Genomic DNA, 24,012 nt, shown 5'->3' with positions numbered 1-24,012 from the left:
AAGAAGGTGACAAGTCTGAGTAGTCGGTCAAGGTCCTGCCGTTCGCGCGAACGAGCTGAGGTCCATTCCGGCCGGAGCGGGAAAACCCGGTCCCGCCGGTCATATGGCTGATCACCGCGGGGGGTCGGTCGGCGCTCGTACGGGAGACGATCAGGCGGGGGTCTCGATGAGGCGGAGGTAGACGTCCTCCAGGATGGGACGGGTCACGACCGGTTCGGGGACCTCGCCGCCGAAGCGGCCGGTCAGCTCCAGGACCGCCCTGGTCGGCGTGTCCGTCTCCAGGGAGCGGCGTTCGCCCGCCTCTGACCAGCTCGCCAGGGTCTTGGGCTCGCCCTCGGCCACGATCCCCCCGGCGACCACGGCCACCCGGTCGGATCGTCACCAGGCCGGGCGAGAGCGTGGCCTTCTCGTGGGAGACGGTGATGTCGCCCGTCGCCTTGATGGCGTTCGTGACCAGCTCGGAGGCGATCAGCTCGGCGGTGTCCAGCAGGTCCTGCCGTTCCCAGCCGATCGGTGTCCGGCGTACATGCATGCGCGCGAGGAAAGCGGCGCCGGGGTGTGCGCAGAGCTCTAGGCGGTTCTGTCGTCGCATCGTGAGGTCGACCGTCCGGATTCCTCTGGTGGCGGCGCGTCCGACGGCGTTTCTCGTGCCGACCGCCGCCGTCGGCTCGCCTCCGAGCTGAGCCGCCTCCGTGAGGAACGCGGGCTGACGATCGACCGGGTCGCGGCCGAGATCGACTGGCACGCCACGAAACTCAGCCGCTTCGAGACGGGCCGCCGCGCGATCCAGCCGAGCGACGTCCGCGCGCTGATCGCCGTCTACGACGTGCGGGCACCGGAATCCGACCGGCTTCTGACACTCGCCCGTGAGGCGCGGCAGCGTGGGTGGTGGCACACGTACGGCGAGGCGGTGCCCGACTGGTTCGAGGCGTACGTGGGGCTGGAGTCCGAGGCGACGTTTTTGCGGGTGTACGAGGTCGAGTTCGTGCCCGGCCTGCTTCAGACGGAGAGCTACATCCGCGCGGTATACCGGGCCGGGCTGATCGGCGCTGAAGACGAGGACATCGAGCAGCGGATAGCCGTCCGCCTGGCTCGGCAGCAGCTCCTCACGAGTCCCGAAGCGCCGCACCTGTGGGCGGTCGTCAACGAGGCGGCCATCCGCCGTATGGTGGGCGGGCCGGAGACGGTGCGGGAGCAGCTCCTGCGGCTGGTCGCGGCCAGTGACCTGCGCAGCGTGACGCTGCAGGTCCTTCCGTTCTCGATCGGCGCGCATGCCGCCATGGACAGCCCGTTCCACGTGCTGGGTTTCGGGTCGGACGACCCTGATGTGGTGTACATCGAGTACACCACCGGCACCCTGTATTTGGAGAAGACGCCCGAAGTCGGGCGATATGCACTGATGTTTGACCATTTGCGCGCCGCCGCACTGCCTGTAGAGGCTTCGAGAACGCTTATCGCGAAAATCGCGGCCGAGATTGAGCGGTGACCGCCTGGAGAAGGGACGCGGGAATGTCTTTCAATGATCAGCCTGTTGACCTGTCGGGCGCCGAGTGGCGCAAGAGCGCGCGCAGCAACAGTCAGGGTGGCGCCTGCGTCGAGGTGGCACGGAACCTGCCCGGTGTCATCGCCGTCCGCGACAGCAAGAACCCGAACGGCCCCGCCCTGGTCTTCACGCCCGCGGAGTGCTGGACGGCGAGTTCGGTACGCCGTGACGGTTGTCGGACTTCGTTCCATGGATCTTGTCTGGGTCCTGGCGGCGTCCGGGCCGGGGCCTCCGTCCCCGTCGCACGATCGGCGGGTTTCCCGTTGTCGGGGGAACCGGTGTAACGGGGACTGTTGTCAGGGGAACCGCAGAAAGACCGGGGAGCGCGAGGGGCCGTGTCTCCCGGGGTCCGGGGCGGCACCCCGGGAGACACGGCCCGAGCCTGGTTCGCGCGGAGCGCCGGGGCGGTGAGACCGGCGAGGTCGGTGAGGCCCACGCCGTCAGGTCACGAGCGGCTTGAGATACTTCCTCCATGTCCCCGATGTCCTTCGCGCTCCTTGTTCTCGCCATCGCGTTGCTCGTCGCCACGAACCTGCCTCGCCGAGGCCGGACGACGTCGTACGAGAACGCGGACCACGAGGGAGTGGTCGTCTACTGGCGCCCCGGTTGCACGTACTGCATGAGGTTGCGCACGCGCCTGCGCTTCACGCGGCTGCGCTACAGCGAGGTCAACATCTGGAGAGATCCCGAGGCGGCGGCGTTCGTCCGCTCGGTCGCGGACGGGAACGAGACCGTACCTATCGTGACCGTGGCCGGGAAGGCGATGGTGAACCCGTCGAAGGCCCGGCTGCTCGAAGCGGTCAGGACGCACGCCCCGCACCTGGCACCCGGCAACGGGAGGCCGGCCGGGGAGCGTGACTGACGGAGCAGGCGTGCCGCCCGGTCCCGGGGCGGCGATTCCCACGGGATCGCATCGTGGCGATCCCCGCCGGAAGACCGGCCGTCGGTGCGTCGGGCGTCGAACTCAGAACGCGTCGAACTCGGAACGCGTCGAACTCAGAACAGGGTGTCGTTGCGCTCGATGCCGCGCAGCTCGTCGTAGTCGAGGGTGACGCAGCGGATGCCGCGGTCCTCGGCGAGGGTCTTGGCCTGGGGCACGATGCTCTGGGCGGCCAGGACGCCGCCGACCGGGGCGAGCAGGGGATCGCGGTTCATCAGCTCCAGGTAGCGGGTGAGCTGCTCCACGGCGTCGATGCCCGCGCGGCGCTTGAGCTCCACGGCGACGGAAGCGCCCGTGTGGTCGCGGCAGAGGATGTCGACGGGGCCGATGGCCGTCATGTACTCGCGGCGGACGAGCGTCCAGCCCGCGCCCAGGGTGGTGATGTGCTCGGCGAGCAGCTCCTGCAGGTGGGCCTCGACGCCGTCCTTGATCAGGCCCGGGTCCACGCCCAGCTCGTGGCTGGTGTCGTGGATGATCTCCTCCATGGTGAGGACGAGCTTCTCGCCGGTCTTGCCGTGGGTCACCGTCCAGGTGCCCTCCTCCTCGCGGAGCTTGCACGGCGGGTTCATCCAGTTGAGCGGCTTGAAGGCCCGGTCGTCGGCGTGGATGGAGACGCTGCTGTCGGCCTTGATGAGGATGAGCCGGGGCGCCATCGGGAGATGGGCGGTGAGCTTCCCGACGTAATCCACGCTGCACCGCGCTATGACCAGACGCATGACCGAACCCTATCGGCCGGACGGGGCCCGGATCCCCGTGATCCGGGCGGACGGCCTGATGACCTGGCGGCCCGGTGAACGAAGACGGACTCCCCGGCCGTACGGCTCGGGGAGTCACGTCCGTCGAGAGGGAGGGCCGCGGGGTCAGCGCATCGCCTCGGAGAGCTTCACGCGGGCGCCGGTACGCAGGACCGCGCGGCTGTAGATGCGGGCGCCGAGGACGAGGGTGCCCGCCGTCGCCAGGAGCATCAGGACCGCCGCCACGGCGATCTCCCAGGCGAACACCTCGCCTCCGGCCATCCTGACCGGCATGACCATCGAGGAGAACGGCGGCACCAGCGACAGGATCCTGGCCACCGCGCTGTTCGGCTGGACCGCCGCGAAGTAGGCGACCAGGTAGGTGACCATCATGAGCATCGTCATCGGGGTCAGGACGCTGTTGGCGTCCTCCTGCCTGGACACCAGCGACCCGAGCGCCGCCGCCATCGCTGCGAAGAAGGCGTACCCGAGGACGAACCAGAACAGGGCGCTGACCACGATGCCCGTCATGCCCGGGGGCAGGTCGGCCGCGAGGCCGGTCGCCGCCGCCGCGCCGAGACCGGCCACGATGATCACGACCATGTTGGCCAGCGCGAGCGCGCCCAGTCCCACGATCTTGCCGCCGAGCAGCTGCCAGGGGCGGACCGAGGTGAGCAGGATCTCCACGATCCGGCTGCCCTTCTCCTCGACCACGCCCATGGCGACGTACATGGAGGAGTAGATGAGCAGGAAGAACAGCACCATGACCAGCAGGGACGCGATGCCCACCCGCACGTCCGCGTAGCGGGCGTCGGCGCCGACCGAGACCTGCTCCAGCGGGGCGACCCGCATGGCGGCGGCCACCTTGGCCGGGTCGAGGCCCGCCTCGGACAGCTGCCGCTGGGTCTGGGCGGTCTGGTTCGCGGTCTCCAGCAGCAGGCCGAGCTCGCGGTCCACCTCGCCGTCGGCGAGCACCCTGCGGCCGTCCACCACGGCGGCGTCCACGTCGCCCGCGGTGACCGCACCGCTCGCGGAGGTCTCGTCGGGGAACTCCCTGACGGTGAGCTTCACGTCCTTGGCCGCGGCGGTCAGGGCCGGCCCCAGTGCCTGCGACTGCGCTCCGGTGAGTCCCACGGTGTAGGAGTCGGGCCCGGAGAAGAGCCTGGGCAGGAACGCCAGGGCCGCGACCAGGACGGCGCTGACCACGAGGCCGATGACGAACGCCTTCGTACGGCCGCGTGTGACGATCTCCCGCCGCGCGACCAGCCACAGTCCGCTCATGCGACGGCCTCCCTGAAGATCTCGGTGAGCGTGGGGCGCTGCCAGCCGAAGTGCTCGACCCGTCCGGCCTTGACCGCGAGGTGCAGGATCTCCTGGCCGTCGCCGTCGACGCCCGCGACGAGGACCTCGTCGCCCTTCTCGGTGACCTCTCCCGGCAGGGACGAGGCCCAGCCGGGGGAGGCGTTCCTGACGACCACCCTGAGCCGGCCGCGTCCCTCCCGCTCGCGCAGGTCCTCGACCGTGCCGCTGGCCACCACGCGGCCGGCGGAGACGATGCCGACCGAGTCGCAGAGCCGCTCGACGAGGTCCAGCTGGTGGCTGGAGAAGAGCACCGGCACGCCCGCGGCGCGCCGCTCGGCGAGCACCTCGGCCAGCGCGTCGACGGCGAGCGGGTCCAGCCCGGAGAAGGGCTCGTCCAGGATGAGCGCCTCGGGATCGTGCACCAGCGCCACCGCGAGCTGCACGCGCTGCTGGTTGCCCAGGGAGAGCGCGTCCACCGCGTCGTTGGCGCGCTCGGTGAGCGAGAGCCGTTCGAGCAGGTCGGCGGTGGCCTTCCTGGCCCCGCTCGGGGTCAGTCCGCTGAGCCTGCCGAAGTACTCGACCTGCTCGGCGACCCTCATCTTCTGGTAGAGACCGCGCTCCTCCGGCATGTAGCCGAACCGGCGCCGGTCGTCGAACGTCAGGGCCTTGCCGTCGCGGCGCACCGAGCCGGAGTCGGCGGTCAGCACGCCCATCAGGATGCGCATCGTGGTGGTCTTGCCCGCGCCGTTCGCTCCGACGAAGCCGAACATCTCGCCCGGTTTCACGGAGAACGTCACACCGTCCAGGGCGACCTTGTCGCCGTACCGTTTGTGCAGGTCGTCTATCTCGATCATTGGGGGGATCCCTCGGTGAGGCGCCTCAACACTGAGACGTAGTCATGGAACGCCCGGCGGCCCTCGTCGGTCATGGCCAGCCAGGTGCGTGGACGCTTACCCACGAAGGCCTTCTCCACGTGCACGTAGCCGGCCTCCTCCAGGGTGATGACGTGCTTGGAGAGCAGCGAGTCGCTGATCTCGATCGTGTCGCGCAGGAAACGGAACTCGGCCTTGTCGGTGGCCGAGAGGGCGGCCATGATCGACAGCCGGACGGGTGCGTGGATGACGTCGTCGAGGTCGTGCCGGGGGTGCGAGCCCGTGCCACCCCCGGCGCTTCCCGTGCCGCCTCCCGTGCTCCCCGCGTCGCGCGCCGCCCGGCCCGCGCCGCCGCCCGTACGACGCGTGCGGCCCGCCCTTTCCGTGCCGTTCGCGCCGTTCGTGTCGCCGTTCGTGTCGTTCGCCACGCTCACCGCCCCGCCGGTAGCACGCGCCACGCCGCGTAGAGGGGCGGGACGCCCGCGCAGAGCGACAGCGCGATCAGCGCCGCGCTCCAGCCGCCGCCCGGGTCGTCGGGACGGAAGAACGCGCCGAACACGAACACGATCAGGGTCAGGACGACGTACGAGATCGTCACGGGGCCGTTCGACTTGTTGGCCCAGGTGACCTTCGGGTCCTGGACCCTCATGCCGCCGAGGTATCCGACGAACAGGACGGTCAGCACGATCCACGCCACCCCGGCCGTGACCTGTGACCAGGCGGGGCCGAGGAACATGACGGGCCAGTAGACGATCGTGCCCAGGCCGACGACCCCGTAGAGCAGGCCGACGACGCGCGCCGGGCGCCGGGCGCGCCGGTCGACCTCGGCGATCCGCCGCAGGGCCTCTTCCGGTGTCATCTCGTCCTTCACGTCTCCTCCTCCGCTCACATTCTCAAATGGTAATTACTACTCAACTCCGGTTCAAGTAGTTTCTGTCTGCTCATCTGTCACCCGACCGGCTTTTGGGGTAGTCGGTACCTCTCTGGGAGACTGTTGCGATGCCGGAAAGGGCGGTCCGCCATGTGGGGCGGACCCGGCGGGCAGGGTGGGAGAGCGATGACGAGCACTTTTGAGGCGGTCGAGGTGACCGGGACGCCCGAGAGGACCGGGACGGACGACCTCGGCGCCGCGTGGGTCCGGAGCATCCGAGACCTGCCGTGAGCCCCCGCAAGGCCCGCCGTGCCGACCCCTTCGACCGAGGTGGCAACCGGGGGCACTCCCGTCCCGTCGGCGGCTTCGTGCCCGGCCTCGACCGCACCGAGGAGTGGCCCGACGGCGACTGGCAGGTGCGCCGGGTCACCGGCGGCGCGGCGGACAAGGTCTACCGCTGCCCCGGCTGCGACCAGGAGATCAGGCCCGGCCTGCCGCACCTGGTCAGCTGGCCCGCCTGGCAGGGTGGGGAGGACGAGCGCAGGCACTGGCACACCGCGTGCTGGCGCAACCGGGTCAGGCGCGGTCCCGGCCGAAGCAGATACTGACCGGCCGGCCACGACCGGCACGACTGGCCACGACCGGCGCTGACGTCGGCCGGCCGAAGCGGATTCGAGGAGAGACATGGAGATTCGGGCCTCTACGGTGCTGCCCGCGCGCAGGGAGCCGATCGAGCTGCACACCGGCGACGGCCTGACGCTCGTCGGCGAGCTGGCCCTTCCCGCCGACCGGCCCCCGGTGGCCACGCTGGTCTGCCTGCACCCGCTGCCCACCCACGGCGGCATGATGGACAGCCACGTCTACAAGAAGGCGGCCAACCGGCTGCCCGCCCTCGCCGACCTGGCCGTCCTGCGCTTCAACACGCGCGGCACCACCTCGGAGCGCGGCACCTCCCAGGGCGCCTTCGGCGGGGGCGAGGACGAGCGCCTGGACGTCGCCGCCGCCCTGGAGTACGCCGACTTCCACGACCTGCCCCGGGTCTGGCTGCTCGGCTGGTCCTTCGGCACCGAGCTGGCGCTCAAGTGGGGCCGCGACCCGCTGGTGGAGGGCGCGATCCTGCTCTCCCCGCCGCTGCACCGGGCCACCGACGCCGACCTCGACGCGTGGGCGGAGTTCGGCCGGCCGCTGACCGCGATGGTCCCGGAGTTCGACGACTACCTGCGTCCCGAGCAGGCTCGCGAGCGCTTCGCCAGGGTGCCCCAGGCCGAGGTCGTCGGGGTGGACGACGCCAAGCACCTGTGGGTCGGCGAGCCTTACGTGCGCATCGTCCTCGACCGGATCGTCCTGCGGGTGAACCCGGCCGCCCACCCCCTGCCCACCGAGGTCCCGGAGGCCTAGGAGCCTGTCCGGTTCGGACCTCTCACGGGATCTTCGTCGCGTATCGCCGGGCGGGTCCCGTTCGTTGACGGCGGAGTTACCACAACGTCATAAACGGTTGTGGAACCGGGGGTGCCAGGAGGGGACCCCGGGAATACGGTGGACGGCGTGCAGCTGTACACACGGTCGGCGGGAGAGGGGCTTCCGGTCGTCCTCCTTCACGCGTTCCCCCTCTCGTCGGCCATGTGGCTGGCCCAGCGGGAGGGGCTGTCCACGGTCTGCAAGGTCATCACCCCCGACCTGCGCGGTTTCGGCGGCTCGGTGCTGGGCGAGGACGAGCCCTCCCTCGACGTGATGGCCGACGACGTCGTACGCCTGCTGGACCGCGAGGGCGTGGACCGCGCGGTGGTCGGCGGGCTGTCCATGGGCGGCTATGTGACGATGGCCCTGTGCCGCCGCCACCCCGACCGGCTGCTGGGGGTGATCCTCGCCGACACCAAGGCGGGGGCCGACCCGGAGGCCGCCAGGTCCAACCGCGAGCGGATCGCCGCCGCGGTGCTGGAGGAGGGCACGTCCGTCCTGCTGCGGGAGGTGCTTCCCGGGTTGGTCGGGCAGACCACCGTGCGGCGCAGGGCGATGGTGTTCGGCCGGGTGCGCGGGCTGGTCCAGTCGGCCCCGCCGACGGCCGTCGCCTGGGCGCAGCGGGCCATGGCGGGCCGCCCCGACTCCTTCGACACGCTGCGGGCGCTCAAGACGCCCGTCCTGGTGATCGTGGGTGAGGAGGACGAGCTCGCCCCGCCCGCCGAGGCGGGGGCGATGGTCGAGGCCGTGCCCGACGGGCGGCTCGCCGTGATCGAGAAGGCCGGTCACCTCAGCGCGGTCGAGCAGCCCGAGGCGTTCAACCGGGCGGTGTCCGGCTTCGTCGCCGAGCTCGCCGGGGGATCGTCACCTCGCGGATGAGGGGATCGCCACCTCGCGGATGAGCGGCGCGATCGCCGCGCCGTGGCGGTGCCACAGGCCTGGACGGCCTGGCGGGGCGGGGGCGGGACGGGAAGGGCGACACAGGAAGAGAGCCTGACGACCGTGAAGGTCGCCAGGCTCTCTGGTAGCCGTCGCCAACGCCCCGGAGTCAGCGGTCGCCTATTCCTGCCACCACTCCGCGTCGTCGTCCTTCGTCTCGGCCCTGGCGGGCGCGGGAACCGGCTTCTCGGCGCCGTTGGCGGCGGGGATGGCCGGCTTCGGCGGTGCCGCGGCGATCGCGGGCTCCGGCTCGGCGGCCGGGAGCGGCGCGCCACCGAGCAGCTGGCGCAGCTGCGCGAGGTGGCTGGTGATGCTGTCGCGCTGACGGGTCAGCTCGTCGACCTGGCGCTGGGCGACCGAGCGGCTGCGCTCGGACTCGGCCTTCGCCTCGGAGACGATGGACTCGGCGCTCGCCTTGGCCTCGGAGACGACCTGGTCGGCGTTCTTGCGCGCGTTGGCCAGCAGCTGCTTGGCGTGCGTGTCGGCCTCGCGGCGGGTCTGCTCGGCCTGCTGCGTGGCCTTGGTTGCCCGCTGCTCGGCGGTGGCCGCCCGCTGCTCGGCGGTGGCCGTCAGCTGCTGGGCCGCGGCCTGCGCGTTGGCGTGGCGCTCGGCCTCCTGGCGCTCGGCCTCCTCGCGCCTGGCGGCGAGCTGGATCTCGAACTCCGCCTCGTCCTGGGCCCGCTTGGCCTCGGACTCCTCGAGCACCCGCTGGGCCTGGGCGCGCATCTCGTCGGCCTGGCGCTTGGCGGTGGTGAGGACCTCGTCGCGCTCGCGCTTGGTCGAGGCGCGCAGCTGGGCCACCTCGCGCTCGGTGGTGGTGCGCAGCTTGGCGATCTCACGCTCGGAGTCGGCGCGCTTCTCCGCCACCTCGTGGTCGGCGGTGGCGCGCAGCTTGGAGACCTCGCGCTCGGTGGTGGCGGTCAGCTCGTCGGCCTCGCGGCGGGCCGTCGAGCGGATCTCCTCGGCCTCGCGCTCCGCGCTGGTGCGCATCTCGTCCACCTCGCGGGTGGCGAGGGCGCGCTTCTCGGCCGCCTCGTTCTCGGCGGCGGCGCGCAGATCGGCGGCCTCGACCTTGGACGCCGCCTTGATCTCGTTCGCCTCTGACCTGGCCGCCTGGACCAGCTCGGTCGCCTGCTCCTCCGCCAGGCGGAGCAGTTGCTCGATGCGGGCGCCGAGCCCGGAGTAGGTCGGGCGCTCCTGCTCCTGAAGCTGGCGCTGGGAGTCGGACAGCTCCCGCTGCAGGCCCTGAACCTGCTCCCGGGACTGCCGGAGCTCGCCGTCGAGCTGCTTCAGGTGGTCGTGGACCTGGTGCCGGTCATAGCCACGGAGCACCACGTCGAATTCCCGAGCGGGGGCGTCTTCAAAGAAGTTGTTGAGCTGGGCGTCGATGTCGGACTGCATGGAGGCTCGATCCTGGGTTGTCGAGACGGCTACACGGGCCGGACGGGGGTTTCAGGCATCCGAAGCGGGAGCCGGGGCGGGATCCACGTCCGGTGGTACGCCAGCGTACTCCGCTGGTGCCGAGTTGGCGGTCTCGTCCGGCTTTATGCGTGACTTGTTACGTATCAGCGTTTCTTGCATTCGGCGTGACCTCGGCTTGCCTTTCCGCGGCCTGCACGAGTTCGGTGAGCATTCCCCCGACGTCTTTGGGGTGAAGAAAAGCGATCGAGGAGCCCAGGGAGCCGTGGCGCGGCTGCTTGTCGAGGAGGCGGACACCCCTGTCGTCGATCTTCTCCAGGGCCTGCACGACGTCCGGGACGCCGAAGGCGACATGGTGAACACCTTCCCCGCGCTTCGCGAGAAATTTGCCGACCGGCGTGTCGGGGCCGAGCGGTTCGAGGAGCTGGATATAAGATCCACCGCCCTCGCCGTCGGCGATGTGCAGCATGGCCTCCTTCACTCCCTGCTCGGTGTTCACCTCGCGGGCCACCACCGTGAGCTCGAAGATCCGCTCGAACAAAGCGATCTTCTCCTCAAGGTCGTGGCAGGCGATTCCCACATGATCGATGCGCATGAACATAGGGACATCCTCCATGGCGATCGCTGATGTACTCATGGGTATGGTGGCAAAGTCGCCCCAAGCCCGCCAGGGAGGCTCCACTCATGTCTGGTTCCGTCATCGTCGCCGGAGCTCGTACGCCCATCGGAAGACTGCTCGGTTCGCTGTCCGGCCTGTCGGCCGCCGAACTCGGCGGCATCGCCATCAAGGCCGCGCTGGAGCGTTCCGGCGTCGCCCCCGAGGCGGTGCAGTACGTGATCATGGGGCAGGTGCTCCAGGCGGGCGCCGGTCAGATCCCCTCCCGCCAGGCCGCCGTCAAGGCGGGCATCCCGATGACCGTGCCGTCCCTGACGATCAACAAGGTCTGCCTCTCCGGCCTGGACGCCATCGCCCTGGCCGACCAGCTCATCCGCGCCGGCGAGTTCGACATCGTGGTCGCGGGCGGCATGGAGTCCATGTCGAACGCCCCGCACCTGCTGCCCGGCCTGCGCAGGGGCGTGAAGTACGGCTCCGCCGGCGTCGTCGACTCGATGGCCTTCGACGGCCTCACCGACGCCTACGACCAGGTGGCCATGGGCGAGTCCACCGAGCGGCACAACGCGCGCCTCGGCCTCACCCGCGAGGAGCAGGACGCGTACTCCGCCCGCTCCCACGAACTCGCCGCGGCCGCGATCAAGAACGGGACGCTCGACGACGAGATCGTGCCGGTGGCCATCCCGCAGCGCAAGGGCGAGCCGGCGGTCTTCTCCACCGACGAGGGCGTGCGCGGGGACACCACCGTCGAGATCCTGTCGCGGCTGCGGCCCGCGTTCGCCAAGGACGGCACGATCACCGCCGGGTCGGCCTCGCAGATCTCCGACGGCGCCTGCGCGGTGGTCGTGATGTCCAGGGCCAAGGCCGAGGAGCTCGGCCTCGACTGGCTGGCCGAGATCGGCGCCCACGGCAACGTCGCCGGGCCCGACAACTCGCTCCAGTCGCAGCCCGCCAACGCGATCAAGCACGCGCTCGGCAAGCAGGGACTCTCGGTCGGCGACCTCGACCTGCTGGAGATCAACGAGGCCTTCGCGCAGGTCGTCCTCCAGTCGGCCAAGGAGCTCGGCGTCTCCCTCGACAGGATCAACGTCAACGGCGGCGGCATCGCCGTCGGCCACCCGATCGGCGCCTCCGGCGCCCGCATCGTGCTCACCCTCGCCCACGAGCTCAGGCGCAGGGGCGGCGGCCTCGGCGCGGCCGGTCTCTGCGGCGGTGGCGGGCAGGGCGACGCCCTGATCATCCGCGTCCCCTCGGCATGACCGCGGAGGTCTCCGACCTGGTCGCGATGGCCAGGGAGGGAAGGCCGCGGGCCGTGGCCCGGCTGATCTCCATGGTCGAGAACGGCTCCCCGCGACTGCGGGAGATCACCGGGCTGCTCTGCGCGGACCGGCCGCACCGGGCCCGGATCATCGGGCTCACCGGCTCTCCCGGCGTCGGCAAGTCCACCTCGACCGGGATGCTGGTCCACGCGTTCCGCAAGCGGGACATGAGGGTCGGCGTGCTCGCCGTCGACCCGTCCTCGCCGTTCACCGGCGGGGCGCTGCTGGGCGACCGGGTCCGGATGCAGGACCACGCCACCGACCCGGACGTGTTCATCAGGTCGATGGCGAGCCGGGGGCACCTGGGAGGGCTGTCATGGGCCACGCCCCAGGCGTTGCGCGTCCTGGAGGCGGCCGGCTGCGAGGTCATCCTCGTCGAGACCGTCGGGGTCGGCCAGGCGGAGGTGGACATCGCCTCGATGGCCGACACCACCGTCGTGCTGCTCGCCCCGGGGATGGGCGACGGCATCCAGGCGGCCAAGGCGGGCATCCTGGAGATCGCCGACGTGTTCGTGGTGAACAAGGCCGACCGCGAGGGCGCCCAGGCCACCGTCCGCGAGCTCCGCAACATGATCGCCCTGGTCGAGCGGCCCTGGAGGCCGCCGATCGTGCAGACCGTGGCCTACCGGGGCGAGGGGGGCGAGGAGGTGGTCGGCGCCCTTGACGACCACCTGGCCTATCTGGAGGCGTCGGGCGAGCTCGTCCGCCGCCGCCACGCCAGGGCGAGGGACGAGATCGAGGCGATCGCCCTCACCACCCTGCGCTCCCGCTTCGCCCACCTGCACGGCGACCGGCGCCTCGACGCCCTCGCCACCCGCGTCCTGGACGCGGGACTCGACCCCTACACCGCGGCGGACGAGCTCCTGGTCGCCGCGGGCTGAGCGAGGTCTGTGTCTCCCGGGTCTCCCGGTGTCCGAGCCCCCGTGCGGGGGCTCGGACACCGGGGCTCAGGTCTCGTCGGCGAACTTGACGGTGACCTTCTCGAAGCCGAGACCCTTCAGCAGGCCCTCAAGCATGATCTTGGTGTTCTGGTCGGCCCGGTTGCGCAGGTCGCTGGCCTGGGCGGCCTCGGCGATCTTCTTCTCGGCCAGCATGTAGAGCTCCCGCTGGTCGGCGGGGGAGGAGGACAGCAGGTCCTCGACCCGGTCGAAGAGGCCGCGTTGCTGGGCGTAGACGTACGAGCGCTTGTTGTCGAGATTCGGCTTCTCCAGCTGGGCGCGGGGCAGCTTCACCGTGACCTCGGTACGGTCGGGGGAGACCGTCAGGGCGTTGCCGGCGATGCCGCCGAAGTCGACGTAGGCGTCGACGCCGCCGGCTCCGACGAAGAGCGTCCGGCTGCCCTTGACCGCGTCGGGCAGGAAGGCCGCGTCCTTCTCCAGGTCGACCACGACCTGGAAGTTGCCGGTGGCGGCCTCGAAGCGGCTGAGGTTGTGGATGGACTCCAGCAGCACCGGCTGGCTGCGGTCGACCGTCTCCTCGCCGAACGGGTTCAGCCACGACCAGGTGAGGCGGGCGCCCACGACGAGAAGGACGACGACGACGAGCAGCCCGGCGAGGAAACGCCAGCCGCGCCCGCGTCGGGCCGCCTGGGGCGCCGCGGGCGGAGCTTCTTGGGAGGCTTTCACAGCGCTCTCCTTCCCCGGACGGTGACCTTCTCACGCGGAGCCTATGCCGATCTTCCTATCCCCGTGGCGACGGGAGCGCGCCGCCTTCGGCGGAGGGGACGCGCCAGGGGCCGCCCGGGGTGCTCGCTCCGGGGGAGGGGAGCCCGCCGGGTGCCTGGTGGCCGGTGCCGGGCCGGGGTTCGGGGCCGGTCGAGGCGCCCCCCGCCCCCTGCCCGGTCTGCCCTGTCTGAGAGGTCTGCCCGGCCTGGCCCCCGAAGTGAGTGCTTTGTAGCCGGCAACCGGTGAAGTCGGCGTAGGAGAGCCGGAGCCAGTCGCGCCGCTGGACGTCCGTGAGGCCGGAGAACCACGCCGCGGCGTAGCGGTGTTCCGGGAGCGGCCCGCCGGGCAGCGGCTCGCCGCGCAGCCACGCGGCCACGATGTCGCGGTAGCCCGCCGCGGGGGTGGCGTCGCACCGGGCGGCCAGGCCGTCGACGAACTCGTCGGCCGCCTTCTCGGCGAACCCGGCCGCCAGGTCGTCGACGTGAATCGCGATCACGCCCGCGGCGACCGGGGTGGTGTCGCGCCGTGGGTGCTGCTCCACCCGGGAGAACTCCCCGGGCGTCCCCGCCAGCCGGGATGCGATCTTGATGAACTCCGCGCTCAGCTCGGGCAGGCCGGCGCGCATCCCCGGGTGCACGCAGACCATGATCGGCCATTCCTGGCAGCTGTAGACGACCTGCTGGGCCGAGACCGGCTGCTGCTCGGTGAACAGCCGGGCCATGCCGGTCCCCGCGGCCAGCACCGCGATCAGCGCGGCGGCCAGCACCAGGGCCTGGCGCGTCACGACCGCCGCCCAGCCGAGCAGCAGCGCCGAGCTGATCCCCACCAGCCAGAGCGTCTGGTCGGTGAACGCCGCCGCGTTCAGCCCTTGGAACGGGTCGTACGGCTCCCGCGTCGCGGGGGCGAGCCGGTCGCCCCAGGCCGGCCCCTGGCACAGCCAGGTGAACAGGCTGTAGCAGCCGAGCCCGGCCAGGACCGGGGTGATCGTCCACGGCAGCAGCCAGCCGACCACCCAGCCGATGACGACGTACAGCGCCAGCCCGGCCGCGCCCATCACCAGGCCGCTGGGCAGCAGCCGCCCGGCCTGCTCCGTGATCATGGTTCTGACCGCCAGGACCACGACGGTGGCGGTGAACGCGCCTCCCGACACCACCAGGATCGCGAGTGGCGCCCGTACCGCCTGCCACGGCGTCATCGACCGCCCGCGTGTCCCGCGCCGCCTGCGCACCGCCACCCAGGCGGCGAACGCGGCCGCCACCGGGCCGGTCAGCCGGAGCGAGCCGATCACCGCGACGACGATGTTCTCCCACGCGCTGACACCGGGAACCAGGACGCTCCACGCCGCGACCACCCCGAGCACGAGCAGGATGGCGACGGCCATCAGTCCGCTCTGCTGGAGTTCCTCGCGTGAAACGCCCCTGTGCTCACGCACCGGCCGGCGTGGTGGAAACCCACGCCGCGTCGGTGTAGCCGAAGTCCGTACGGCGTCCGAACGCCGTCAAGTTGTCGTTCATCAAGCACCCCCCGTGCCGTGAATGTGCGGATGCCGGTCCCCTCGGCACCGGTCCGGCTCGCGTCCCCCGCAGGCCGGACTGAGTCATCGTGGCCACTTGGCCACGGCCTCACCATTCGATGTGGGAACCATAACGGAGCGTGACGTTTGGCGTCCGGGTTCTTGGTGAAGCCATCAGTCCGGTGACTCTACGTATATGGGCGAACCGGGATGAGGCCGCGCTACCGTAGCCCTGTGGTTACAGGTCAGCTGAATCTCCCGTTTGACCCCATCGAACGTGCCGCGGAGACGTGGCGCGTTCACTTCGGGCCCTCCTCGGCCATGGCCGCCGTCACATCGATCATGAGAGCGCACCAGATCCTGCTGTCGCAACTGGACACGCTGCTCAAACCGCATGACTTGACCTTCGCTCGGTACGAGGCGCTGGTGCTGCTGACCTTCAGCAAGACGGGGGCGCTGCCGCTCTCCAGGATCGGCGAGCGCCTGATGGTCCACCCCACGAGCGTGACCAACACCGTGAGCCGCCTGGAACGTGCCGGTCTGGTGCGGCGCATGCCCAACCCCCGCGACGGCCGGGGCGTGCTCGCCGAGATCACCGACCGGGGCCGCGAGACCGTCCGCCGGGCGACCGCCGACCTGATGGAGGCCGACTTCGCCATGCCCATGTACGACGAGGCGGAACTGGACCAGATGTTCGACCTGTTCAGAACCCTCCGCGTGGCCGCCGGCGACTTTCAGTACTGAAGGCGACCGGTACTGAAGGCGACGCTGCGCGTCGCGGTGAGGCCGCTCTTACCCGGCTCGGCCCTCCCGATCCACCTCGGCGCGGACGCACGCCTGGCCAAGAATTAGTAGGACGTCCTAGTATCTGCATGAGGCCACAAGCCGGATAAGAAGCCACATGCCGTACAAGGGGGTTGGCCATGGACGCTGAGCGGGTCGAGGCGGGACGGGCACGCTGGCAGGCGCGGTTCGACGGGGCGCGCAAGCGCGAGGCGGAGTTCCGCACCCTCTCCGGGATCGAGGTGGAGCCGGTCTACGGGCCCGAGGGCGGCGACGCGCGCATGGAGCGCATCGGCTGGCCCGGTGAGTACCCGTTCACGCGTGGCCTGCACCCCACCGGCTACCGGGGCAAGGCGTGGACCATCAGGCAGTTCGCCGGGTTCGGCAACGCCAGGCAGACCAACGAGCGCTACAAGATGATCCTCGGCGCGGGCGGCGGCGGGCTGAGCGTGGCCTTCGACATGCCGACGCTGATGGGCCGCGACTCCGACGACCCGCGCTCGCTCGGCGAGGTCGGCCACTGCGGCGTGGCGATCGACTCCGCGCTGGACATGGACCTGCTCTTCGACGGCATCCCGCTCGGCGACACCACCACCTCGATGACGATCAGCGGCCCGGCCGTCCCGATCTTCTGCATGTACGTCGTCGCCGCCGAGCGGCAGGGGGTGCCCGTCGGGAAGCTCAACGGGACCCTGCAGACCGACATCTTCAAGGAGTACATCGCGCAGAAGGAGTGGCTGTTCGCCCCCGAACCGCACCTGCGGCTGATCGGCGACCTGATGGAGTTCTGCGCCACCGAGATCCCCGCGTACAAGCCGCTCAGCGTGTCCGGCTACCACATCCGCGAGGCCGGTTCCACGGCCGCCCAGGAGCTGGCCTTCACCCTGGCCGACGGGTTCGGCTACGTGGAGCTGGGCCTGTCGCGCGGCCTGGACGTCGACGTCTTCGCCCCCGGCCTGTCCTTCTTCTTCGACGCGCACATCGACTTCTTCGAGGAGATCGCGAAGTTCAGGGCCGCCCGGCGGATCTGGGCGCGGTGGCTGCGCGACGTCTACGGCGCGAAGACCGAAAAGGCCCAGTGGCTGCGCTTCCACACCCAGACGGCCGGTGTGTCGCTGACCGCGCAGCAGCCGTACAACAACGTGGTGCGCACCGCGGTCGAGGCGCTCGCGGCGGTGCTCGGCGGCACCAACTCGCTGCACACCAACGCCCTCGACGAGGTCCTCGCGCTGCCCTCCGAGAAGGCCGCGGAGATCGCGCTGCGCACCCAGCAGGTGCTCATGGAGGAGACCGAGATCGTCAACGTCGCCGACCCGCTCGGCGGGTCCTGGTACGTGGAGGCGCTCACCGACCGGCTGGAGGCCGAGGCCGAGGCGATCTTCACGAGGATCAGGGAGATGGGCTCGGACGGCACGATGACCTCGGGCATCCTGCGCGGCATCGAGGACGGCTGGTTCATGTCCGAGATCGCCGAGGCGGCCTTCGACTACCAGCGCAAGCTGGAGAAGGGCGAGAAGAGGATCGTCGGGGTGAACTGCCACACGGCCTCCATCGACGAGCCGCTGGAGATCCTCCGGGTCAGCCACGAGGTCGAGCGCGAGCAGAACCGCGTCCTGGCCGAACGCCGCGCCGCCCGCGACCAGGCGGCCGTGGACGCCGCCCTGGCCACGATGGTGCAGGTCGCCAGGGGTGAGGGCAACATGATCCCCGCCATGCTCGACGCGGCCAGGGCCGAGGCCACGCTGGGCGAGATCTGCGACGCGCTGCGCGACGAATGGGGCGTCTACACCGAACCGGCCCGCTTCTAGCGGTGGCGCGTCGGGGCATCGACCGGGATACGGCAGGATTGGAGTCATGAGCCCAGCGGACTTCACTCGACCCGGATCGCTCTACGGCGCCGTCGATCTCGGCGCCCGCAAGCAGGCACTCGAGGCACAGGCGCGGCGGGAGACCACCGCGCAGGAAACCGGCGGTGTTCCGGCGCCGGTCATCGACATCGACGACGCCAACTTCGCGACCGAGGTCGTCGAACGCTCCATGAACGGCCTCGTGCTGCTGGAGCTCACCGTCACCCGTGCCGAGCAGGCCAAGCAGTACAGCCTGCTGCTGGAGAAGCTGGCCGCGGAGAACACCGGCCGGTGGGTCCTGGCCAGGGTCGACGTCGAGCTCAGCCCGCAGATCGCGCAGGCGCTGCGGGTGCAGAACGTGCCCGCCCTGTACGCGATCTTCCAGGGGCAGCCGGTGGCCGTCGTCCCGGGCATCGCCACCGAGCCGCAGCTGCGCGACTGGCTGTCGCAGCTGATGGAGGCACTGGCCCAGTACCTCCCGCCCCCCGGTGAGGAGGCCGCGAACGGGGCGGAGGAGCAGCAGCCGCAGGAGCCCCCGGTCGACCCGGACGTGCTCGCCGCCGAGCAGGCCATCGACGCCGGTGACCTCGACGGCGCGGTGGCCGCGTACGAGCGGCTGCTGGCCCGCTCGCCGAACGACCAGGACGCCAAGCTGGGCCTGGCCGGCCTCGGCCTGATCCGCCGCACCCAGGACGTCGACCCGGCCGGCCTGCAGAGCCGCCTGGCCGACCCCGCCGACATCGAGGCCCAGCTCCTGGCCGCCGACTTCGAGATGCTCTCCGGCGAGGTGGACAAGGCCTTCGACCGGCTCGTCGACGTGGTGCGCCGCACCTCGGGCGCCGACCGCGACACGGCCAGGGTGCACCTGCTCGGCCTGTTCGACACGCTCCCCGGTGACGACCCCTCCATCGGCAGGGCCCGCAGGAACCTGGCCAGCGCCCTGTTCTGAGCCCTGTTCCGAGGGACTTTCCGGGCGATCGGTGGTCCGGGCACCCGGCTCACGGTCCGGATCGAGGGCCGGGTGACATGGGGTATGTCGTGACCGCATCTATATGAGCAGGTCCGCCGACCTGGGCGCGCACACTCGTCACGGGATGGCACGATGGAAACCATCCCAACCAAAGTCAGTCGCAAAGGAGCGGATTGGCTGTGGCCACCGTGCCGAGTGTGTCGTACTCCATCACCGTGCGCCTGGAGGTGCCCGCCGGCGGCAATGCCGTCAGCCAGCTCACCCACGCCGTAGAGTCGGCCGGAGGTGTGGTCACCGCGCTCGACGTGACCACGGCCGGCCATGAAACGCTGCGCATCGACGTCACCTGCGCCGCGCGTGACACCGATCACGCGCAGGCGATCGTCGACAAGCTGGAGGGCGTCGAGGGCGTCGTCATCCACAAGGTCTCGGACCGTACCTTCCTCATGCATCTCGGCGGCAAGATCGAGATGCGGTCGAAGGTGCCGCTGCGCAACCGCGACGAGCTCTCGATGGCCTACACGCCCGGCGTCGCCCGGGTCTCCATGGCCATCGCCCGCAACCCCGAGGACGCCCGCCGCCTGACCATCAAGCGCAACACCGTCGCCGTCGTCACCGACGGCTCGGCGGTGCTCGGCCTGGGCAACATCGGCCCGGCCGCCGCGCTCCCCGTCATGGAGGGCAAGGCCGCGCTGTTCAAGCGGTTCGCCGACATCGACGCCTGGCCGATCTGCCTGGACACCCAGGACGTCGACGAGATCGTGCGCACGGTACAGATCATCGCCCCCGGCTTCGGCGGCATCAACCTGGAGGACATCTCGGCGCCGCGCTGCTTCGAGGTGGAGCGGCGGCTGCGGGATCTGCTGGACATCCCGGTCTTCCACGACGACCAGCACGGCACCGCGATCTGCGTGCTGGCCGCGCTCACCAACGCGCTGCGCGTGGTCGGCAAGGACCTGGGCGAGGTCCGCATCGCCCTCGCGGGCGCGGGAGCGGCCGGTACGGCGGTGCTGCGCCTGCTGCTCGCGGCGGGCGCCCGCAACCTGGTCGTCTGCGACTACCTGGGCGCCGTGCACCGCGGCCGCCAGGACCTGGACGACTCGCTCCAGTGGATCGCCGACCACACCAACGCCGAGGGCTACTCCGGCGACCTGCGCGGCGCGGTCAAGGGCGCCGACGTGTTCATCGGCGTGTCCGCGCCCGGCATCCTCAACGGCGACGACATCGCCACGATGGCCAAGGACGCCGTGGTCTTCGCGCTCGCCAACCCCGAGCCCGAGATCTCGCCCGACGACGCCCGCGAGTACGCCGCCGTGGTCGCCACCGGTCGCTCCGACTACCCGAACCAGATCAACAACGTGCTGGCCTTCCCCGGTGTCTTCCGCGGCCTGCTCGACGCCCAGGCCACCGTGGTCAGCCAGGAGATGCTGCTGGCCGCGGCCAAGGCGCTGGCCGCCGTGGTGACCGCCGAGGAGCTCGGCCCCAACTACATCATCCCCAGCGTGTTCCACCCGGACGTGTCGGGCGCCGTCGCGGCGGCCGTGCGCGAGTCGGCCGGTGGCCGGGCTCGTACGGGCATGACGGAGGCATGACGGAGGTCTGACGGAGGCGTGGACGGTGCCCGCGGCTCCCGTCCCGCCCCGAGGAGCGCGCCCACCCGCGCGTCACGTGACACCGGGTGAGGCCCGAACCATCGGAAGAGCGGGTGGAGCAGCGCGAAAGGGGGTTCACCCCTCATGATGGAGGTATGGCGGAGGCGATCTACGTCGGTGGGCTTCTGGTGGCGACGCCGCAACTGGAAGATCCCAACTTCCGGCGCAGCGTGGTCCTGGTGCTGGAACACGACCTCGACGGCGGCACCCTGGGCGTGGTGCTCAACAGACCGAGTGACATCTCGGTGATCCAGGTGCTCCCCACCTGGGACACCATGGTCACCGGCCCGTCCGTGCTGTTCCAGGGCGGTCCCGTCCAGACCGACAGCGCGCTGGCGCTGGCCGCCGTCCCGAGCGGCCAGGAACCGCTCGGCTGGCGGAGGTTGCACGCGGGCACCGCGGCCGTCTCCAGGCTCGGCACCGTCGACCTCGACGCGCCGCCGGAGATCCTCGCCGGGGAGATCGCCCAGATGCGCATCTTCGCGGGGTACGCGGGATGGTCGGCGGGCCAGCTGGAGAGCGAGATCGGCGAGGGCGCCTGGTACGTCGTGGACGCGGAGCCCGGCGACACCTTCCACCACGAGCCCGAGTCGCTGTGGCGGGCGGTGCTGCGCCGGCAGCGGGGCGAGCTCGCCTACGTGGCCACCTGTCCCGACGACCCGTCGATGAACTAGCCGGACGGCCGCTCCCGGACGGCCGTCCCCAGGCGGCCGGGCCCGCGCGGGACCCCGCCGACCGGGCACCGGGCCGGTCAGGGGCGTCGTGCCCGCGCCGGTGGCCGGGCCCGCGCCGGCGGTCATGCTCGCGCCGGTGGGAGATGTTCCGCGACCCACCGGCCACCGGTGCCCCGAGCGCGATGGTACGGGCATAAAATCGCCAGGGTGAGTACGAAGATTCTCCCTGAGAGCGACGTCCGGCCGGACCTGTCGCACGGCGACGGCGACCACGAGCGCTTCGCCCACTACGTCGAGAAGAACAAGATCATGGAGAGCGCGCTGAGCGGGACCCCGGTCCGCGCGCTCTGCGGGAAGGTCTGGGTGCCGAACCGCGACCCCCAGAAGTTCCCGGTCTGCCCGGAGTGCAAGGAGATCTACTCGGGTCTGCCGAAGGGTGAAGACAGCAACAACGAGTGAGTGTTGCTCATGGGTGATCGCCACAGATGAGGCTACGGTCGGGATGCCGCCGGGGGGCGGCGAACGACCAGCGTCTGGGATCTGTCGGGGGAGTCCATGTTTCGGCGTGCGATCGCCGTTGTGTCCGCATGCCTGTTCACGGTGGGCGCCTCTCCTCCCGTTCCGGCCGTTCCCGGCGGTACGGCCGCGTCCGGGCCGCCGGGGTGCGCCCACGCCGTCCGGCTCGCCCGTCCCGTGGCGGCGGAGCACGCGCCGGTGCCGCCTGTGTCGTCGATGCCGTCCGTGCCGTCATCCGCGCGCGCCGGCGGGCGGCGCGGATCGAGCCCGCTCCCGCGACTGCCGGCCATCACCGTGCCCACCTGGGTGCACGTCATCACCGACGGTCGCCTCGGCGCGCCCGACACCGCCGTGCGCGCCCAGATCGCCACGCTCAACGCCGCCTACTCCGGGGGGTTCGGCGGCGCGGACACCGGGATCCGGTTCAGGCTGGACGGCGTCACCCGTACCGCCAACGCGGCCTGGTTCCGCGAGCCCGTCACCCACGAGCGATCGATCAAACGGATGCGCAGGGGCGGCCCCGAGACCCTCAACCTCTATCTCGCCCAGCTCGGCGAGCTGGTGCTCGGCTACTCCACCTACCCCCACGGGTACGGCAAGGAGCCCGGCCTCGACGGCGTGGTCGTCGACTGGCGGAGCCTGCCCGGCGGGGCGATGCGCAGCTTCGACCGGGGGTACACCGGCGTCCACGAGATCGGGCACTGGCTCGGGCTGCTGCACACCTTCGAGAAGGGCTGCGATCCGCCGGGCGACGGCGTGGCCGACACCGAACCCGAGGGGCAGCCCACCGAGGGCTGCCCGCTGATCAAGGACACGTGCAAGGGCGGCGGCCCCGACCCGGTCCACAACTTCATGGACTACTCCGACGACCGCTGCATGTCCGGGTTCACCCCTGGTCAGGCCGCCAGGATGCAGGAGATGTGGGCCGTCTACCGAGGCCGGGGAGCGGACACTACCCTTGACGGGTGACAGCACCGAAGACAGCCGACGCTCCATACGAAACCCCCCGGATCTTCGGTCCCGAATACCGGACCGCCTCCCTGGGCATCCTGCTCGTCGTCACGCTGATCGCCTTCGAGGGCATGTCCGTGGGCACGGTCATGCCCGCCGTCTCCGAGGACCTCGACGCCCTCGACCTGTACGGGGTGAGCTTCTCCGCCTTCCTCATCGCCGGCCTGTTCGCCAACGTCGTCGCCGGGCTCTGGTCCGACCGGCGAGGGCACGCCTGGCCGTTCCTGCTCGGCGTGGGGCTGTTCACCGCCGGTATGGCCATGGCAGGGGCCGCCGGATCCAAGGAGTTGTTCATCGTCGCGCGGGTCGTGCAGGGCCTCGGCGGCGGCGCCGTCATCGTGGCGATCTACGTGATGATCGCGCGGGTCTACGTCCCGGCGACCCGGCCCCGGGTGTTCGCCGCGCTGTCGGCGGCCTGGGTACTCCCCGCCCTGGTCGGGCCCGGCCTCACCGGCCTCATCGCCGAGACCGCGGGATGGCGGTGGGTCTTCTACGGCATCGTGCCGCTGGTCGTCCCCGCCCTCGTGATGCTCCTGCCCGCGTTGCGCATCGGCGGGCACTCCCCGACGCCCACGCCCTCCACGGGACCCCGCTCCAGGCCGCTGGCGATGACCCTGGCCGCCACCGCCACGGCGTGCGGCGCCGGGGTCCTGCTGTACGGGGCGAGCCACCTTCATGAGACCCCCGCACCGGGCGGGATCGCCGCCGTCGCCGGGCTGGTCGTCCTCGCCGCGGGCCTGCCGAGGTTGCTGCCGCCCCGGGCCCTCAGGTTCGGTCGCGGCCTGCCCACCACGATCATGATGCGCGGGGTGCTCGCCTCGGCGTTCTTCGGGGTCAACGCCTTCATCCCGCTGCTCCTCACCAAGGTGCACGGCTTCTCCGTCGCCGAGGCGGGGGTCGCGCTCACCCTCGGCGCCCTGGGCTGGACCACCGGCTCCTACCTGCAGACCCGCCGCTCGTACGACAGGCCGCTGCTGGTACGGATCGGCGCCACGGCGATCACCACGGGCATCCTGATGACCCTGCTCGCCCTCGTGCCCGGCGTCAGCGGCTGGGTCACCGTGCCCGCCTGGGTCGTCGCCGGGTTCGGCATGGGCATCGGCATGACCAGCGTCAACGTCACCGCGATGCGCCAGTCGCCCGACGCCGAGCAGGGCGCCAACTCCGCCGCGCTCCAGGTCGTCGACACCCTGGGCAGCGCGATCACCATCGGCTTCGGCGGGGTTTTGATCAACCTGATCGGCCACGACGACATCGCCACCGGTTACACCACGATCGTCGTGCTGATGGCCTCCATCGGGCTCTTCGGGACGGTCGTGGCCCGGCGCATGAGGGACATCCCATGACTCATTGGTCACTCCCGTAACAGCGA

26 protein-coding genes and 1 pseudogene are annotated in these 24,012 nt (G+C 71.0%); 17 read left to right on the top strand and 10 right to left on the bottom strand.

Translation table 11 applies throughout. From position 1 onward, the window contains the following. Positions 1 to 150: 150 nt before the first annotated feature. Positions 151 to 366, bottom strand: a complete 216-nt coding sequence (locus ACTOQ1_RS32665; protein WP_440071823.1) for a hypothetical protein — start codon at positions 364 to 366, stop codon at positions 151 to 153. Positions 367 to 580: 214 nt separating this feature from the next. Between ACTOQ1_RS32665 and ACTOQ1_RS32660 the strand changes: the two are divergent. The 4 genes and pseudogenes from ACTOQ1_RS32660 to ACTOQ1_RS32645 all read left to right on the top strand — a co-directional run. Then, positions 581 to 841: pseudogene (locus ACTOQ1_RS32660) on the top strand (helix-turn-helix domain-containing protein); the annotation flags it as partial. 69 nt (positions 842 to 910) lie between these two features. Beyond that, the gene (locus ACTOQ1_RS32655; protein ID WP_440071822.1) at positions 911 to 1,486 is read left to right on the top strand and encodes a DUF5753 domain-containing protein; all 576 of its coding nucleotides are present in this window, start codon (positions 911 to 913) and stop codon (positions 1,484 to 1,486) included. 23 nt (positions 1,487 to 1,509) lie between these two features. Then, positions 1,510 to 1,827 (top strand): DUF397 domain-containing protein, encoded by a 318-nt coding sequence (locus ACTOQ1_RS32650; RefSeq protein ID WP_440071821.1) that lies wholly within the window; start codon positions 1,510 to 1,512, stop codon positions 1,825 to 1,827. A 188-nt stretch (positions 1,828 to 2,015) separates the two neighbouring features. Continuing rightward, complete coding sequence (locus ACTOQ1_RS32645) at positions 2,016 to 2,405, top strand: glutaredoxin domain-containing protein (RefSeq protein WP_440071820.1); 390 nt, start codon at positions 2,016 to 2,018, stop codon at positions 2,403 to 2,405. Positions 2,406 to 2,539: 134 nt separating this feature from the next. Here the strand turns inward: ACTOQ1_RS32645 and nucS are convergent, their stop codons facing one another. From nucS to ACTOQ1_RS32620, 5 genes are all read right to left on the bottom strand, one after another. Next, positions 2,540 to 3,199, bottom strand: a complete 660-nt coding sequence (gene nucS, locus ACTOQ1_RS32640; RefSeq protein ID WP_440071819.1) for an endonuclease NucS — start codon at positions 3,197 to 3,199, stop codon at positions 2,540 to 2,542. Between the two features lie 144 nt (positions 3,200 to 3,343). Beyond that, complete coding sequence (locus ACTOQ1_RS32635) at positions 3,344 to 4,498, bottom strand: ABC transporter permease (protein ID WP_440071818.1); 1,155 nt, start codon at positions 4,496 to 4,498, stop codon at positions 3,344 to 3,346. Further along, positions 4,495 to 5,373 carry an ABC transporter ATP-binding protein gene (locus ACTOQ1_RS32630; RefSeq protein WP_440071817.1) on the bottom strand — a complete coding sequence of 293 codons (879 nt, stop codon included), beginning with the start codon at positions 5,371 to 5,373 and terminating at the stop codon, positions 4,495 to 4,497. The genes ACTOQ1_RS32635 and ACTOQ1_RS32630 overlap by 4 nt, the downstream gene beginning before the upstream one ends. Then, complete coding sequence (locus tag ACTOQ1_RS32625) at positions 5,370 to 5,819, bottom strand: winged helix-turn-helix domain-containing protein (RefSeq protein ID WP_440071816.1); 450 nt, start codon at positions 5,817 to 5,819, stop codon at positions 5,370 to 5,372. The genes ACTOQ1_RS32630 and ACTOQ1_RS32625 overlap by 4 nt, the downstream gene beginning before the upstream one ends. Positions 5,820 to 5,821: 2 nt before the next feature. Next, positions 5,822 to 6,262, bottom strand: coding sequence for a hypothetical protein (locus ACTOQ1_RS32620; protein WP_440071815.1), 441 nt, complete (start codon positions 6,260 to 6,262; stop codon positions 5,822 to 5,824). 287 nt (positions 6,263 to 6,549) lie between these two features. On the opposite strand from ACTOQ1_RS32620, the gene ACTOQ1_RS32615 reads away from it, so the two are divergent. From ACTOQ1_RS32615 to ACTOQ1_RS32605, 3 genes are all read left to right on the top strand, one after another. After that, positions 6,550 to 6,870 carry an ATP/GTP-binding protein gene (locus ACTOQ1_RS32615; RefSeq protein WP_440071814.1) on the top strand — a complete coding sequence of 107 codons (321 nt, stop codon included), beginning with the start codon at positions 6,550 to 6,552 and terminating at the stop codon, positions 6,868 to 6,870. A gap of 76 nt (positions 6,871 to 6,946) precedes the next feature. After that, positions 6,947 to 7,660 (top strand): alpha/beta hydrolase, encoded by a 714-nt coding sequence (locus ACTOQ1_RS32610; RefSeq protein ID WP_440071813.1) that lies wholly within the window; start codon positions 6,947 to 6,949, stop codon positions 7,658 to 7,660. A 147-nt stretch (positions 7,661 to 7,807) separates the two neighbouring features. Next, positions 7,808 to 8,599, top strand: a complete 792-nt coding sequence (locus tag ACTOQ1_RS32605; protein WP_440071812.1) for an alpha/beta fold hydrolase — start codon at positions 7,808 to 7,810, stop codon at positions 8,597 to 8,599. 180 nt (positions 8,600 to 8,779) lie between these two features. Here the strand turns inward: ACTOQ1_RS32605 and ACTOQ1_RS32600 are convergent, their stop codons facing one another. Both ACTOQ1_RS32600 and mce read right to left on the bottom strand, forming a co-directional pair. Next, entirely contained in the window at positions 8,780 to 10,060 is a 1,281-nt protein-coding gene (locus ACTOQ1_RS32600; RefSeq protein ID WP_440071811.1) for a DivIVA domain-containing protein, read from the bottom strand. Between the two features lie 157 nt (positions 10,061 to 10,217). Continuing rightward, positions 10,218 to 10,679: a methylmalonyl-CoA epimerase gene (mce, locus tag ACTOQ1_RS32595; RefSeq protein WP_440071810.1), complete on the bottom strand. Its 462-nt coding sequence runs from the start codon at positions 10,677 to 10,679 to the stop codon at positions 10,218 to 10,220. Between the two features lie 83 nt (positions 10,680 to 10,762). On the opposite strand from mce, the gene ACTOQ1_RS32590 reads away from it, so the two are divergent. Next, on the top strand, positions 10,763 to 11,950 hold the full coding sequence (locus tag ACTOQ1_RS32590; protein WP_440071809.1) for an acetyl-CoA C-acetyltransferase: 1,188 nt from the start codon (positions 10,763 to 10,765) through the stop codon (positions 11,948 to 11,950). Then, positions 11,947 to 12,891, top strand: a complete 945-nt coding sequence (meaB, locus tag ACTOQ1_RS32585) for a methylmalonyl Co-A mutase-associated GTPase MeaB (RefSeq protein ID WP_440071808.1) — start codon at positions 11,947 to 11,949, stop codon at positions 12,889 to 12,891. Before ACTOQ1_RS32590 ends, meaB begins: the two co-directional genes overlap by 4 nt. A 66-nt stretch (positions 12,892 to 12,957) precedes the next feature. Here meaB and ACTOQ1_RS32580 read toward each other — a convergent pair whose 3' ends face one another. Next, positions 12,958 to 13,635 carry a DUF4230 domain-containing protein gene (locus ACTOQ1_RS32580; protein ID WP_362850789.1) on the bottom strand — a complete coding sequence of 226 codons (678 nt, stop codon included), beginning with the start codon at positions 13,633 to 13,635 and terminating at the stop codon, positions 12,958 to 12,960. Between the two features lie 55 nt (positions 13,636 to 13,690). After that, positions 13,691 to 15,106 carry a hypothetical protein gene (locus tag ACTOQ1_RS32575; protein WP_440071807.1) on the bottom strand — a complete coding sequence of 472 codons (1,416 nt, stop codon included), beginning with the start codon at positions 15,104 to 15,106 and terminating at the stop codon, positions 13,691 to 13,693. Between the two features lie 291 nt (positions 15,107 to 15,397). Here ACTOQ1_RS32575 and ACTOQ1_RS32570 point away from each other — a divergent pair, with 291 nt between their 5' ends. The 8 genes from ACTOQ1_RS32570 to ACTOQ1_RS32535 all read left to right on the top strand — a co-directional run bounded on the left by ACTOQ1_RS32570 (position 15,398) and on the right by ACTOQ1_RS32535 (position 23,986). Next, positions 15,398 to 15,931: a MarR family winged helix-turn-helix transcriptional regulator gene (locus ACTOQ1_RS32570; RefSeq protein ID WP_440071806.1), complete on the top strand. Its 534-nt coding sequence runs from the start codon at positions 15,398 to 15,400 to the stop codon at positions 15,929 to 15,931. Between the two features lie 179 nt (positions 15,932 to 16,110). After that, complete coding sequence (locus ACTOQ1_RS32565; RefSeq protein ID WP_440071805.1) at positions 16,111 to 17,778, top strand: acyl-CoA mutase large subunit family protein; 1,668 nt, start codon at positions 16,111 to 16,113, stop codon at positions 17,776 to 17,778. A gap of 46 nt (positions 17,779 to 17,824) precedes the next feature. After that, on the top strand, positions 17,825 to 18,766 hold the full coding sequence (locus ACTOQ1_RS32560) for a tetratricopeptide repeat protein (RefSeq protein WP_440071804.1): 942 nt from the start codon (positions 17,825 to 17,827) through the stop codon (positions 18,764 to 18,766). A 200-nt stretch (positions 18,767 to 18,966) separates the two neighbouring features. Continuing rightward, the gene (locus ACTOQ1_RS32555; RefSeq protein ID WP_362850780.1) at positions 18,967 to 20,379 is read left to right on the top strand and encodes an NAD-dependent malic enzyme; all 1,413 of its coding nucleotides are present in this window, start codon (positions 18,967 to 18,969) and stop codon (positions 20,377 to 20,379) included. 155 nt (positions 20,380 to 20,534) lie between these two features. Further along, positions 20,535 to 21,113 carry a YqgE/AlgH family protein gene (locus tag ACTOQ1_RS32550; RefSeq protein ID WP_389922645.1) on the top strand — a complete coding sequence of 193 codons (579 nt, stop codon included), beginning with the start codon at positions 20,535 to 20,537 and terminating at the stop codon, positions 21,111 to 21,113. 207 nt (positions 21,114 to 21,320) lie between these two features. Further along, complete coding sequence (locus ACTOQ1_RS32545; RefSeq protein WP_329091055.1) at positions 21,321 to 21,572, top strand: DUF3039 domain-containing protein; 252 nt, start codon at positions 21,321 to 21,323, stop codon at positions 21,570 to 21,572. Positions 21,573 to 21,692: 120 nt separating this feature from the next. Next, positions 21,693 to 22,598, top strand: a complete 906-nt coding sequence (locus ACTOQ1_RS32540; RefSeq protein WP_440071803.1) for a zinc metalloprotease — start codon at positions 21,693 to 21,695, stop codon at positions 22,596 to 22,598. Further along, positions 22,595 to 23,986, top strand: coding sequence for an MFS transporter (locus ACTOQ1_RS32535; RefSeq protein ID WP_440071802.1), 1,392 nt, complete (start codon positions 22,595 to 22,597; stop codon positions 23,984 to 23,986). Before ACTOQ1_RS32540 ends, ACTOQ1_RS32535 begins: the two co-directional genes overlap by 4 nt. Positions 23,987 to 24,012: the final 26 nt, after the last annotated feature.

This window comes from Streptosporangium sp. OZ121 (assembly GCF_051918885.1).
Lineage (GTDB): Bacteria > Actinomycetota > Actinomycetes > Streptosporangiales > Streptosporangiaceae > Streptosporangium.
This window is presented reverse-complemented; position numbering and strand designations above follow the sequence as displayed.